At 60.8% G+C, this 13,459-nt stretch carries 9 protein-coding genes and 1 pseudogene; 4 read left to right on the forward strand and 6 right to left on the reverse strand.

All coding sequences use genetic code 11. The features are described 5' to 3' along the window. Positions 1 to 193 precede the first annotated feature (193 nt). On the reverse strand, positions 194 to 940 hold the full coding sequence (locus C7477_RS02515) for a pyridoxine 5'-phosphate synthase (RefSeq protein WP_110748625.1): 747 nt from the start codon (positions 938 to 940) through the stop codon (positions 194 to 196). A 143-nt stretch (positions 941 to 1,083) separates the two neighbouring features. Between C7477_RS02515 and C7477_RS02520 the strand changes: the two genes are divergently transcribed. After that, on the forward strand, positions 1,084 to 1,485 hold the full coding sequence (locus C7477_RS02520) for a SpoIIAA family protein (RefSeq protein ID WP_110748628.1): 402 nt from the start codon (positions 1,084 to 1,086) through the stop codon (positions 1,483 to 1,485). Between the two features lie 103 nt (positions 1,486 to 1,588). Here the strand turns inward: C7477_RS02520 and C7477_RS02525 are convergent, their stop codons facing one another. From C7477_RS02525 to C7477_RS02545, 5 genes are all read right to left on the reverse strand, one after another. Then, complete coding sequence (locus tag C7477_RS02525; RefSeq protein WP_110748631.1) at positions 1,589 to 2,716, reverse strand: ATP-dependent DNA helicase; 1,128 nt, start codon at positions 2,714 to 2,716, stop codon at positions 1,589 to 1,591. A gap of 94 nt (positions 2,717 to 2,810) precedes the next feature. Then, positions 2,811 to 3,773, reverse strand: coding sequence for a threo-3-hydroxy-L-aspartate ammonia-lyase (locus C7477_RS02530; protein WP_110748834.1), 963 nt, complete (start codon positions 3,771 to 3,773; stop codon positions 2,811 to 2,813). A gap of 386 nt (positions 3,774 to 4,159) precedes the next feature. Further along, positions 4,160 to 4,732 (reverse strand): acetolactate synthase small subunit, encoded by a 573-nt coding sequence (gene ilvN, locus C7477_RS02535; protein WP_110748634.1) that lies wholly within the window; start codon positions 4,730 to 4,732, stop codon positions 4,160 to 4,162. After that, positions 4,729 to 5,136 (reverse strand): endonuclease domain-containing protein, encoded by a 408-nt coding sequence (locus C7477_RS02540; protein ID WP_110748837.1) that lies wholly within the window; start codon positions 5,134 to 5,136, stop codon positions 4,729 to 4,731. The genes ilvN and C7477_RS02540 overlap by 4 nt, the downstream gene beginning before the upstream one ends. Before the next feature lie 182 nt (positions 5,137 to 5,318). Next, positions 5,319 to 7,124, reverse strand: coding sequence for an acetolactate synthase 3 large subunit (locus C7477_RS02545; protein WP_181418320.1), 1,806 nt, complete (start codon positions 7,122 to 7,124; stop codon positions 5,319 to 5,321). Between the two features lie 462 nt (positions 7,125 to 7,586). On the opposite strand from C7477_RS02545, the gene C7477_RS02550 reads away from it, so the two are divergent. From C7477_RS02550 to C7477_RS02565, 3 genes and pseudogenes are all read left to right on the forward strand, one after another. Beyond that, positions 7,587 to 9,467 (forward strand): ATP-binding protein, encoded by a 1,881-nt coding sequence (locus tag C7477_RS02550; protein ID WP_110748637.1) that lies wholly within the window; start codon positions 7,587 to 7,589, stop codon positions 9,465 to 9,467. Between the two features lie 1,793 nt (positions 9,468 to 11,260). Beyond that, positions 11,261 to 12,007 carry a hypothetical protein gene (locus tag C7477_RS18690; protein ID WP_146226051.1) on the forward strand — a complete coding sequence of 249 codons (747 nt, stop codon included), beginning with the start codon at positions 11,261 to 11,263 and terminating at the stop codon, positions 12,005 to 12,007. Between the two features lie 285 nt (positions 12,008 to 12,292). Next, positions 12,293 to 13,459 (forward strand): annotated as a pseudogene (locus C7477_RS02565) (hypothetical protein); the annotation flags it as partial.

Consider the following 13,459-nt stretch of genomic DNA (forward strand, 5'->3'; position numbering starts at 1 on the left):
GATGGCGCGTGGGCGGCGGGATAGCCACATCGCGCCGCAAAAACAATGCGGGATAATGCAAGGCTTGCACAACAGTTATGCATTAAGCGAATGCCTGAGAACCTCAGCACCAACCGAAACCAAGAATACTATTCGCCGGCATGATTGCACCAAACCTTCTAATATTTTGAAATGCTGCATGGTTTCCAAGGGGTTATGGAGTTAGTTCCAAAGCGTTCAAAAAGCGCCGCACGCTATCGGCCATTCCATGGCGCAGCGCGTCGGCCGTAAGGCCGTGACCGATGGAAACCTCGCCAAGCGCCGGAATGCGTTTGACCAGGGCGGGAAGATTCTCCACCGTCAAATCATGCCCCGCGTTGATTTCGAATCCCAGCGCCAGTGCCGCATCGGCAGCTGCGCCAAGCTTGCGCAACTCCTCCGCCGCCGCCTTGGGTGAGGCATGCGCTCCGCCATAAGGGCCGGTATAAAGCTCGATCCGGTCGGCGCCAGTGGCTTTCGCAGCCTTGAGTCCCTTCGGACCGGGATCGGCAAACAGCGACACGCGCATCGCCCGGCTTTTCAACCGCGCCACGATCGGCGTCAGAAAATCGGCCTTGGTCTCGAAATCCCAGCCATGGTCGGAAGTGGCCTGCGTCGGATCATCCGGCACAAGAGTTACCTGTTCCGGTTCGTATTTCTCAACCAATTCAAGAAATCGCTCGGTCGGGAAACCCTCGATGTTGAACTCCGCGCCGGGAAATTCGTCATCGATCAAGGCCCTGATCTCGCCCAGATCGGCAAAGCGGATGTGGCGCTGGTCGGGGCGCGGATGCACGGTCAGTCCGCTCGCGCCCGCGCCAAGCGCGATCCGCCCCATGCCGGTAACGCTTGGCCACGGCAGATCGCGACGGTTGCGAAGCATGGCGATGGCGTTAAGATTGACGGAAAGCTTTGCTGTCATGCTGGCTCCTAACGAAAGCGCTGGAGCATGATCCTAAAAAGTTGCAGACTTTTTGGAAAGATCATGCGGCTGATCAACGCCTAGAGGCAGCCTTATAAAGGAAAATCTTTTCAACGTAAGGAAAACATACGTAAGGAAACATTATGAGGCCTGAAACCACAATTCCCGTCGTCCGCCGCATACCGACGAATCGCGACGATGCATTCGCCTTTGCCATTGAAGGCCACCTTTCCAGCGCCGACATCGAGAATATCTATGGCCTCCTCGAAGCAGCCTATGAACAGCACGATAAGATCGATCTCCTGGTGCGGCTCGATGGCTATCAGGGTTTCGACTGGAACGCGGCCTTCAAGGATTCGACATTTGCCATGCAGTCGCGGTCGCTAAAACACATCCGCCGCTATGCGATCGTCGGCGCACCTGCCTGGATAAGCCTCAGCGCCAGCCTGATGAAGCCGTTTCTTTCCATAGAGATGAAGACATATTCCGCCGAAGAGGAAGCCGAGGCGTGGAAATGGATTGAGGCGGAGGAAGTGAAAGAATAAGGGCAGTAGGGCAGTAGGGCAGTAGGGCAGTAGGGAAAGCGTATTTGCACGGCAGGCAATATCAATAAACATATTGCCTTACTGCCCTATTGCCATACTGCCTTCACCTCACAATCGTCAGCCTCTCCGCCGCCCTCGTGATCGCCGTATAGAGCCAGCGGTCGCGCGTATCGCGAAAGGCGAAACTCTCGTCGAACAGCACGATATCGTTCCACTGCGAACCCTGCGCCTTGTGCACGGTCAGCGCATAGCCATAATCGAAATCATCGAAGCGCTTCTTGGTTTGCCACGGAATTTCTGTATCCGGCTCCTCGAATTGCGCCTTCAGGAGCTTGATCTTGGCAACGCCTCTGCCCGGCTCCTCATCCTCTGGCGATACCAGAAGATTGATTCCCGGTTTCACCGTTTCGCGCGAGGAGGTCATCACCTTCCAAAGCGAGCCGTTGAGCAGCCCTTTCGCCGGATCGTTTCGCAAACAAACAAGCTTGTCACCCGCCTGCGGATAATCGGCGGTAAAATCCTTCAGCTCGCGCAGGCGCTGGTTATAGCGCCGCCTTGTCCTGTTAGTGCCGACCAGCACCTGGTCCGCGGCGAGCACCAGTTCCTGGGTCACGTCACCCTTGCCGATGACCTGAGCCTTGCCGTAGTCGCCATGTCCGAACTCGCGCCCCTCGCGCACATCGAGCGCCAGCCGGAGAATTGGATTGTCCCGCGCCTGGCGGTGGATTTCCGTCAAGAGAAAATCCGGCTCATGTTCGGTGAAGAATCCGCCACCCGAGATCGGCGGCAGCTGGCCGGGATCGCCCAGCACGAGGATCGGTGTGCCGAATGTCATAAGATCGCGGCCGAGCTGTTCGTCCACCATCGAGCATTCATCGACAACGATGAGCTTGGCCTTGGCCACCGGGCTCTGCCGGTTGAGCGAGAAGGTCGGCGAAATGCTGGTCTTGCCCGTCGTCTCGTCCTCCACCGCTTCCTCGCCTTTCGGGCGATAGATCAGCGAATGCAGCGTACGCGCGTTGGCCGCGCCCTTGGAGCGCAGCACCTGCGCCGCCTTGCCGGTGAAGGCCGCGAACTGCACGTCGCCATCGACATGCTCGGCGAAATAGCGCGCCAGCGTCGTCTTGCCCGTTCCGGCATAGCCGAACAGCCGGAAGATCGGCCGGCGGCCTTCCTTCAGCCATTGCGCAACGGCCTTGAGCGCCGCGTCCTGTTGGGGAGAAAATTGCATGGGGTTCAATGGCAGGAGTAGAAAAATAAGGCAATAGGGCAGTAAGGCAGTAAGGCAATATGTGTAAAACATACGGCCCTACTGGCCTATTGCCTTACTGCCCTACCAAAGCACAGAACTGCCCCAAATCCACATTGCCGCCAGTAACGATCACGCCAACACGCTGCCCCTTGAGCTGGGGGCCGAACTGCCGCGCCCCGGCAAATGCGAGACAGCCGGTCGGCTCGACGATCATCTTCATGCGCGAGGCGAAGAAGCGCATGGCCTCGACCAGCGCGTCGTCCGAAGCGGTCAGGATATCGTCCACATCCCGCCGGATGATGGGAAAGGTAAGGTTTCCAAGCGACGTGGTCTGTGCGCCATCGGCAATGGTCTTCGGCGTCGCGATACGCACGATTTCACCTGATCGGAACGATTGCTGCCCGTCATTGCCCGCTTCCGGCTCGACGCCATAAATCTTGCATTGAGGCGCTAGAGCCCTCGCCGCCAATGCGCTACCGGACAAAAGGCCGCCGCCGCCCAGACAGACGAACAAGGCATCAAGTTCGCCCACTTCTTCAATCAATTCCTTCACCGCCGTGCCCTGCCCCGCGATGATATCCGGGTGATCATAAGGCGGAATCAGCGTCAGCCCCTGTTCTTCCGCCAACCGCTGGGCAATCGCATCGCGATCCTCCTTATAGCGGTCAAAAGTCACGACCGTCGCGCCATATCCCCGCGTCGCCGCAATCTTCGAAGCGGGCGCATCTTCGGGCATGACAATGGTCGCCGGAATGCCAAGCAAGCTTGCCGAAAGCGCAATGCCCTGGGCGTGATTGCCGGACGAAAATGCCAGCACTCCCGCCTTCCTCTGCCGCTCGTCAAAGCGTGAAAGCGCATTGAACGCGCCGCGAAACTTGAACGCCCCGACGCGCTGGAAATTCTCCGCCTTGAAGAAGATTTCCGCGCCAATCTCCCGGTCGATGGTCCGCGACCGCAACACCGGCGTGCGATGCGCATGCCCTTCGATGCGCCCAGCGGCGGCGAGCACGTCCTCATAGGTCGGGAGGTTTGGCATGGAAAAGATTTCCTTATCGAGCGTGGAATATTCATCGTCGATGATTTCCTCACCGCGATCAGGCCCCCAATCCACTGTCTCCGGCGCGTTCTCTGGGCCAAGCCGCTCCATTTCCGAAATGATCCACTCCAAAGTGATCTTTTCAGGCTTCTTCGGCTCGGTCACAGCCTTACCCTCCCGGATGGTGAACCCAACCGTCTATACGCCGCAGACCGATTGGCTTCAAGCGCCCCAAGCGCCCTCGTGGTTCGAGGCTCATTTCGCTTCGCTCCATTCACACCTCACCATGAGGGCTACTGATACGCTGGCCTCCCTCTCACCCTCATCCTGAGGTGCGAGCGGAGCGAGCCTCGAAGGACGAGGGTGAGAGGGGACACGGCGATATTTTACATCCCCTCCGGCCCCCGGTTCATCGCGGCAATCCCTGTGCGGCAGATTTCCACCAGCCCAAGCGGCTTCATGATGCCGATGAACTGGTCGATCTTGGCGCTTTTTCCGGTGATTTCGAAGATGAAATGCTCCGTGGTCGCATCGGTGACGCGGGCGCGGAAGGCATCGGCGAGGCGCAAGGCCTCGGCGCGCGCTTCGCCGGTTCCCACGACCTTGATCAGCGCCAGTTCGCGCTCGATCGGGCGCTCATGGCCGAGTTCAGCGGCGCGGATGGAAAGGTCGATCACCCGATGCACCGGCACGATGCGTTCCAGCTGATGGCGGATCTGGTCGAGCACATGCGGCGTGCCGCGCGTCACGATGGTGATGCGGGAGAGATGCTTCTCATGCTCCGTCTCGGAGACAGTGAGACTCTCTATATTGTAACCGCGCCCGGAGAAAAGGCCGATGACCCTTGCAAGGACGCCCGGCTCGTTGTCGACCAGCACCGCCAGCGTGTGCGTCTCGGGCTTTTGCGTCTCGCTGGCGATGAAATAGGCCGAGCCGGAAGCTAGATTCTGTGCGTTCATGATTTGCCTCGAAAGTATCCCGTGAAAATCAAGTCATTGGCTGCGGTCTCTTCACGCAATCGCCCGTCGAGCGCAGCTACAATGGTCTCCAGGACGGCATTGCTTTTGTTCAGCACGTCCACATTCCAAAACCGCATGACCGCATATCCTTCATTGTTCATGAAAGCATCGCGCCTTCGGTCATATTCATTTTCGGCGTGCTGGCTGCCATCGACCTCCACGACCAGTTTGCGTTCCCGGCACACGAAATCGGCATAGTAGGGACCGATCGGAAATTGCCGGACGAATTTATAGCCATTTAGCCGCCGGTCCTTAAGTTCCAACCACAATTTGTACTCAGCGTCGTTATCCTGTCTTCGCAGCGAACGCGCCCGCTTGATAATAGTCTCTTTAGGACCGCGCATGGATTGCCCCTCACCCTTACCCTCTCCCCGCAAGCGGGGCGACGGAGGCACCAGCGTCACCACCTTATCCTTCGTCCCTGCGCCGTGCAGGACGGAAAATACGAAAACATCCATGCCTCCCTCTCCCCGTCCTTACGGGGAGAGGGTAAGGGTGAGGGGCAGCGCTAAAGATAAATCAGACATCACACCAATTCCCGCCCCTTGGCGTCGATGGCGTTGGCGACAACCTCATCCGTTGCCTCATCAGGCAGCAGCATCTCGTTATGCGCCTTGCCGGAGGGGATCATCGGGAAGCAATTGGCGAGGTTCGCCACGCGGCAATCGAAGATCACCGGCTTCTTCACGTCGATCATCTCCAAAATCGCATCATCGAGATCGCCCGGTTTCTCGCAGCGTATGCCATGGCCGCCATAGGCTTCCGCCAGCTTGACGAAATCCGGCATCGCCTCCGTATAGGAATGCGACAGCCGGTTGCCGTGCAACATTTGCTGCCACTGGCGCACCATGCCCATATATTGGTTGTTCAGGATGAAAATCTTGATCGGCGCCTCATACTGCACCGCCGTGCTCATCTCCTGCATCGTCATCTGCACCGAGGCGTCGCCGGCGATATCGATGACCAGCGCAGCGGGATGCGCGATCTGCACGCCCAGCGCGGCGGGCAGGCCATAGCCCATCGTACCGAGACCGCCCGATGTCATCCAGCGGTTCGGCTCTTCAAAGCCATAGAATTGCGCTGCCCACATCTGATGCTGGCCGACTTCGGTGGTGATGAAAGTGTCGCGATCCTTGGTCAGCGCAAAGAGCCGCTCCAGCGCATATTGCGGCATGATCACATCCTTGTTGCGGGTATAGGACAGTGACTTGCGCGAGCGCCATTTATCGATCTGCGTCCACCATTCGGTAGTCGCTTGTCTCTCGGGCTTCTTCTCCGACGCCCGCCACAGGCGCACCATATCCTCCAGCACGCGGCCGACATCGCCAATAATGGGCACATCGACACGGACGACCTTGTTGATCGAGGACGGATCGATATCGATATGGATTTTCTTGGAATTAGGTGAAAACGCATTCAGACGACCGGTGACCCGGTCGTCGAAGCGTGCGCCGATGCACAGCATGACGTCACAATCATGCATCGCCATATTGGCTTCGTAGGTGCCGTGCATGCCCAGCATGCCGAGCCAGTTCTTGCCCGATGCCGGATAGGCGCCGAGCCCCATCAGCGTCGAGGTGATCGGAAAGTTGGTGAGTTCCACCAATTCGCGCAGCAATTGGCTTGCCAGCGGGCCTGAATTGATAACGCCGCCGCCGGAATAGATAACCGGCTTCCTGGCCGAGGTCAGAAGCTCGATCGCCTGCGCGATAGCATTCTGGTCACCATCGACGATCGGACGGTAGCTGGTGCGCGGCGCGATCTGCGGCGGCGTATACATGCCCACGGCAAATTGGATATCCTTCGGAATGTCAACGAGAACCGGGCCCGGACGGCCTGTGCGGGCTACGTGAAAGGCTTCATGCAGGATTCGGGCGAGATCGTTGACATCCTTCACCAGCCAATTGTGCTTGGTACAGGGACGGGTGATGCCGACGGTATCGCATTCCTGAAACGCGTCGGAGCCGATGAGCGTGGTCGGAACCTGGCCGGTGATGCAAACCAGCGGGATGGAATCCATCAGCGCATCCTGCAGCGGCGTGACGGCATTGGTCGCGCCGGGACCTGACGTAACCACCATGACGCCGACCTTGCCGGTCGAGCGGGCATAGCCCTCCGCCGCATGGCCGGCACCCTGCTCATGACGCACCAGAATATGGTTGATCTGGTCCTGCTGGTGGAGCTCGTCATAGATAGGAAGAACCGTCCCTCCCGGATAGCCGAAAATATCGGTCACGCCCTGGTCGATCAGCGCCTGGATGACCATCTCCGCGCCCGTCATCTCGCGTTTTGCCGAAGGCGCCGTCTCTGCTTCGCGTTTTCCTGCCGTCATCATTCTCTTCCCGTTCGCCGTTCCATCTTGCCGTCTCACGTTTCGTTTAAGTCGCCGATGGAGCAATAAAGTTTCGTTTAGCTGGATTTAAGGCAATAAAAAAGGCCCCCCGAGGGAGCCTGTGTGTCGCGCATGGGAGCTTTCGCCGGATGGTTACACCACCCTGCCCATGCGCGCTCGTACTACGATAAGAAGCTTGTTCATGGCTCGGAGAGTAAATGCGGTACAGCCACGCGTCAATGGTAAAAATGAATTCGTTACTGCTAACCTTCTCTCAACGTGACTAGGCTAGATATGCATTAGCGCCAAGCGCCCTCGTCCTTCGAGGCTCGTTCCGCTTCGCTCCACTCGCACCTCAGGATGAGGGCTACTGGAGCGCGGCGGCCCTTCACCCTCATCCTGAGGTGCGAGCGAAGCGAGCCTCGAAGGACGAGGGTGAAGGGATCGAAGGGGGCAAGTGGGATGCAGCACGAACAGGAGCGCGTCGTCGCGCGCAATCGCACCGAAGGCTATATCATCGAATGCGACGGCGACCGCGCGACGATTGCCGCCGTCGCCGGCCCCTCCGTCAGCGCATCGGAGGATTATTGGGCCGTCGGCCAGCTCATTTCCGTGCGCGTCGGCGAGAACCGGCTGGTCGGACTCATTCATAGAATGGATATGCCCGATGCCGCCTGGAAGAAAGATAACGACAACATCATCCACATCCATATCGAGCTGATCGGCGAGGCGCGCTCGACGCAGGAAGGAACATCCTCCTTCTCCTCAGGCATTTCGCAATATCCCCACATGGGCGCCATTGCCCACCGCATCCGCGCCGCCGACCTCGCGGCCATGTATGCCGCGAGCGAGCGCAAGACCGTCGCCATAGGCGCGCTGACGCAGGACAATAAAATCCCCGCGCTCATCTCGGTAGACGATCTCCTGTCGCGCCACTTCGCCGTCGTCGGCACCACCGGCGTCGGCAAGTCGAGCGCGGTGACGCTGCTCCTGCGCAAGGTGGTGGCCGAACGCCCCGATGTGCGCGTGCTGGTCCTCGACCCGCACAACGAGTTTGCCACTGCGTTTCCCGATCACGCCATTGTCATGGACGCGGCCAATCTCGACCTCCCTTTCTGGATGTTCCGGCTGGAGGAATTCGCCGACGTCCTGTTCCGGGGCCGCGAGCCCAACGCCGGCGAAATGGATGCGCTGCGCGACATGATCCAGTCCGCCCGCGAACGCTTTCGCATGGCCGATAGCCAGGCATCGACGCTTCTCAGGCGGCGCGAGCGCGACCAGCGGGCGGTTTCCGCCGACACACCGGTCCCCTACCGCATCTCAGACCTGATGGCGCTGATCGAACAGCGCGCGGGACAACTCGAAGGAAAGGCGGAGCGCCCTCACCTCAAGGCGCTGAAGATCCGGCTGGAATCGATCGTCAACGATCCGCGCTTCCGCTTCATGTTCGCCGCCTCCACCATTGCCGATACGATGCGCCAGACCATCAGCCGCATTTTCCGCGTGCCCCAGGATGGCCGCCCGATTTGCGTCTTCCAGCTCTCCGGCCTGCCCTCCGAGGTGGTGAATAGCGTCGCCTCCGTGCTCTGCCGCCTCGCCTTCGATCTTGCGGTGTCGAGCGACGGCAAGATCCAGACGCTCGTCGTTTGTGAGGAAGCCCACCGCTATATCCCCGCCGATCCGGACGCCGGCTTCTGGCCGACGCGCCAGGCCATCGCCCGCATCGCCAAGGAAGGCCGCAAATATGGCGTCTATCTCGGCGTGGTCACGCAGCGCCCCGGCGAGTTGGACCCGACGATCCTGTCCCAGTGCAATACGATCTTCGCCATGCGGCTCGGCAATGAGCGCGACCAGCAGATCGTCAAGGGCGCGATATCAGGCGCGGCCAGGAGCATGACGAACTTCCTGTCATCCATCGCCAATCGCGAGGCCATCGCCTTCGGCGAGGCGCTGTCGACGCCGATGCGCATGACCTTCGAGACCATCCCCGCCAGCAAATTGCCGGGCGCGCATATGCAGGAGCAGCAGCAGGCGATGCGCGGTGGCGACCGGCGCATATCGCTCGAAAGCGTCATCGAGCGCTTGCGTCATTTCGACAGCGCCGCCGCCGAACCCGAGCCGGAATTTCTGGATTATGGGCCGCGGCTGACGGCAGAGGACGACCAAAAACCCTCGCTCCCGCCTATCCTGCCGCTCGATCCGAACCAGCGCTTAGGGCTGCCGGCAGACGAAACTGACTGGCGCACGCGCCACGCCGAAACCCGCGACGAACATTTACGGGCGATGGACAGACAGAAACCCCGCGCTAGTGATCTCATCCGTTCGTTCCGTGAGCGCAGCTAACGATAGCCGCAGCCGAAACCCCAGCTATAAATAAGAGTTAAGAGATATTAACTATCGGAACATTATTTGAACAGCGCCGTTATTAGGCTCTGGGTCTGTCAATTGAGTGATCGATCGACAGCAAAAGGATTGGGGGATCAAGGAGCAATACCATGATACACCGCAAACTTTTAACAACGCTCTTCACGAGCACTCTTGTACTGGGCTTTGCCGGGGCGGCTGTGGCCGAAGTGCACACCACCCATAGAACTGGGCGCACCGCGCCGCGCGCTATATGTGGGATGTCAGTTGGTGCTTGCCTGCCTTACAGCAAAGGTGGTGGGTGGAATAAATCACGTAGCCCACATGCCTCCGCTCAAAGAGCTCCCGCAGCTACGGGAGGCCCAACCGGCACTCGCGGGCCAACCGGCAATGGCAATCCAACCGGCAATGGCGGGCCAACTGGCAATGGCGGGCCAACAGGTAATGGCGGGCCATCCGACAACGGCAATCCAACCGGCAATGGCGGGCCATCCGACAACGGCAACCCGACCGATAATGGCGGGCCATGGGGCGGAGGCGCCCCAACCCACACGGGTGATCCAAAACACACGGGACCGACCCATACCGGACAGCCAAAAGACAGGGGTGACCCAACCCACACGGGACCGACCCACACCGGGCAGCCAAAAGACAGGGGCGATCCAAAACACGCAGGCCATCATGGCGGCGGCCATGGAGGCGGGGGCGGCCCGAAGGGCAATGGCCAACCGACAGGCGGTGGAGGAGCTCCAACCCACACGGGTGATCCAAAACACACGGGGCCAACCCATACAGGACACCCCAAAGACAGGGGCGACCCAACCCACACGGGACCGACCCACACCGGGCACCCTAAAGATAGGGGCGATCCAACCCACGTAGGCGGCGGCCTACATGGGGGCGGTCCAAAGGGCACTCAGGGCCCTGACATCGGCTCAGGCATTACGGGAGGGCCCGCCCCCATCGGCCTGGGCGTCACCGGAGGCCCCGCTCCCATTGGCCAGGGTGCCACAGTCGATAACAGAGCAGCAACCATGGCCCGGCAGGGTCGACATGGAGGCTTTTCCGCGATGCGGGGCGCTTCGATAGGCCGCCACGGCAGTGGGGGGCGCCATGGATCCGACGGCCGCCACGGCGGCGGCGCATCGCACAACGGGTCGCATCGCTGATCGAGCTTGTGTCCTGATTTCAAGAGGCCGGCTCTAGGGCTGGCCTCTCTTCATGGCGGTTTCCTCCCGCCTATGTTCCTTAGCAAATCCCAAGATTTTCGGGCGGGTAGACGAAAGAGGCACCCATACGCACCTCTTCCTTTTACAATTTCAGACGTGAGCAATAAAATTTAATATAAATCCTCCTCCCCATCAAGAATAGATAAATTTAGGATGCCCAATCCTAAAGCAAGTACTGAAACATAAACACAATTAAGACACAATTAAACAAGAGTATTATTATACCGTTACCGGTCGGTTGCGGCAATTGAGTGAGGGGGCATCTAGGAGTACATCGTGATGCACCGTAAGTTTTTAACAACGCTCTTCGCGAGCACCTTCGTCCTTGGCCTCGGCGGAGCCTCTCTGGCCGCCGGGCGCACCGCCCATGAAGCTGCACCCAGGCCCAGCGTTATATGTGGGACTTCTGCCGCCTCATGTGGGTTCCGTCACACCAAGGCTTCGAAGGCCCCACGCGCTACTCGTAGCACTCCGACCGCTGCGTACGCCCCGGCAATCGGCACAGGCGCCGTCGCCTCGGTTAACCCAGCAACGGGCACTCGGATGCCCGGTCCTGACATCGGTTCGGGAGCTACGCCGGCCCCAACCTCCATCGTCCGCATCCCTCTCGGTTCGAGATCCAACGGCCGCGTCCGCATCGGCTCGGGAGCTACGGTGGATCGCGCCCCTATCGGTAAGGGGGTTACGGTAGGCGCTGCCCCCATCGGTTCAGGCGCCACAGTTTCGCGCAACCCGGCGAGCGGTAGGGCCGCTTCCCTCGCGCGTCACTCCGCCATCGGTAAAGGCGCTGCGGTAGGCCCCGCCCCAATCGGTTCAGGCGCCACAGTTTCGCGCAACCCGGCGGGCGGTAGGGCCGCTTCCCTCGCGCGCCACTCCGCCATCGGTAAAGGCGCTGCGGTAGGCCCAGCCCCAATCGGTTCAGGCGCCACAGTTTCGCGCAACCCGGCGGGCGGTAGGGCCGCTTCCCTCGCGCGCCACTCGGCCACCGCTTCGCTCGCGCGGCACTCGGCCAACCCGGCGAGCGGCAAGGCGGCGTCTCTCGCGCGCCACTCGGCCACCGCTTCGCTCGCCCAGCACTCGCCCAATCCGGCGGGCGGCAAGGCGGCGTCTCTCGCGCACCACTCGGCCACCGCTTCCCTCGCCCAGCACTCGGCCACCCCGGCGAGCCGCAACACCGCATCCCTCGCGCGCCACTCGGCCACCGGCAAGGGAGTCGCTCGTCATAGCGCTTCGACTGGACACCATAACCATGGCGGCCACCGCGGCCACCGTGGCCCTTCCACGCGCTAATCCACCATTTCCTGTGATTTCGAGAGGCCGGCTCAAGGGGCCGGCCTCTCCTAGTGTTTTCAGATCAAACATCCGTGAAATTAATATTATTTCGTTTCTCCCCGCATTGACGAAATAGTATGCGACAATTTGATGGTATAAACGAAATAACAAGAATATAGTTAACATAATTACAACGCAATTAAATAAGAAGGTCCGCCCTCCGTTGCTGAAATTGGGCAACAGTTTAGCAGCGGACCGCATATAGGGCGGGGGGTGTCGAGGGGGTATCAGGAGTATGATACCATGACACGCCACCACAAACTTTTAATGACATGTGTCGCCGCAAGCGCCCTCTCTTTCGGGTTCGGCGGAGCAGCCCTTGCCCACGGCAGCGCTGTTCACCGTAATCTGGTCAGAGGCGGGATCGTTCACGCCGATCGAACGACTCCGGACCCAGACATTGGCTCCGGCGCCCAGCCGAACGGCAACAACGGTCCCGACATCGGTTCCGGTGCTCAACCGAACGGCAACCCTCCCATCGGCTCGGGCGCTCAGCCGGGGCCCGACATTGGGTCCGGTGCCCAGCCGAACGGCAACCCTCCCATCGGGTCGGGTGCTCAGCCGGGGCCCGATATCGGCTCCGGTGCCCAGCCGAACGGCAATCCGCCGATCGGTTCGGGCGCACAGCCACAGCCGAGCAACGTTCCACCGGTCCAACCGGGAACCGTACCGGCTCCGCTCGGGAACGGCAACCAGCCCTTCTACGACCCCTATGGCGCCACCCTCGGTAACGCCGGTGGACAGTATAATCCGTACGGCAACAGCGACCCCGACATCGGTTCGGGTGCTCAGCCGAACGGCAATCCGCCGATCGGCTCAGGCGCTCAGCCGGGTCCCGACATCGGATCTGGGGCACAGCCGAACGGCAACCAGCCCTACAACCCGTATAACAACCACCTTCATCCCAATGATCGTGGCCCGCAACAGGGCGGCGGCCGTACCGGTCCCAACAACCGCGGCCCGCAGATCACATCCCAGCCCTACGGCCGTCCGGCGATCGTGACCGGCGGCCGGACGCACCCGCATATCGGCAACCCGCCGGTAGACGGCAACGGCCGCCCGGCGGTCGAGGGCCCCAACCGGACGCATCCGCATATCGGCAACCCGCCGGTAGACGGCAACGGCCGCCCGGCGGTCGAGGGCCCCAACCGGACGCACCCGCATATCGGCAACCCGCCGGTAGACGGCAACGGCCGCCCGGCGGTCGAGGGCCCCAACCGGACGCATCCGCATATCGGCAACCCGCCGGTAGACGGCAACGGCCGCCCGGCGATCGAGGGCCCCAACCGGACGCACCCGCATATCGGCAACCCGCCGGTAGACGGCAACGGCCGCCCGGCGATCGAGGGCCCCAACCGGACGCACCCGCATATCGGCAACCCGCCGGTAGACGGCAACGGCCGCCCGGCG

Origin of the sequence: Paramesorhizobium leguminum (genome assembly GCF_003217235.1) — a bacterium.
In the GTDB taxonomy this organism is placed as follows: domain Bacteria; phylum Pseudomonadota; class Alphaproteobacteria; order Rhizobiales; family Rhizobiaceae; genus Paramesorhizobium; species Paramesorhizobium leguminum.

Bases quoted from the DNA above. Each gene is read 5' to 3' on its own strand.
- ilvN (WP_110748634.1), bottom strand. From the start codon at position 4,732: ATGAACGCACAGAATCTAGCTTCCGGCTCGGCCTATTTCATCGCCAGC.
- C7477_RS02520 (WP_110748628.1), top strand. From the start codon at position 1,084: ATGAGGCCTGAAACCACAATTCCCGTCGTCCGCCGCATACCGACGAAT.
- C7477_RS02530 (WP_110748834.1), bottom strand. From the start codon at position 3,773: ATGCCAAACCTCCCGACCTATGAGGACGTGCTCGCCGCCGCTGGGCGC.
- C7477_RS02550 (WP_110748637.1), top strand. From the start codon at position 7,587: ATGCAGCACGAACAGGAGCGCGTCGTCGCGCGCAATCGCACCGAAGGC.
- C7477_RS02515 (WP_110748625.1), bottom strand. From the start codon at position 940: ATGACAGCAAAGCTTTCCGTCAATCTTAACGCCATCGCCATGCTTCGC.
- C7477_RS02545 (WP_181418320.1), bottom strand. From the start codon at position 7,124: ATGACGGCAGGAAAACGCGAAGCAGAGACGGCGCCTTCGGCAAAACGC.
- C7477_RS02540 (WP_110748837.1), bottom strand. From the start codon at position 5,136: ATGCGCGGTCCTAAAGAGACTATTATCAAGCGGGCGCGTTCGCTGCGA.
- C7477_RS02525 (WP_110748631.1), bottom strand. From the start codon at position 2,716: ATGCAATTTTCTCCCCAACAGGACGCGGCGCTCAAGGCCGTTGCGCAA.
- C7477_RS18690 (WP_146226051.1), top strand. From the start codon at position 11,261: ATGCCCGGTCCTGACATCGGTTCGGGAGCTACGCCGGCCCCAACCTCC.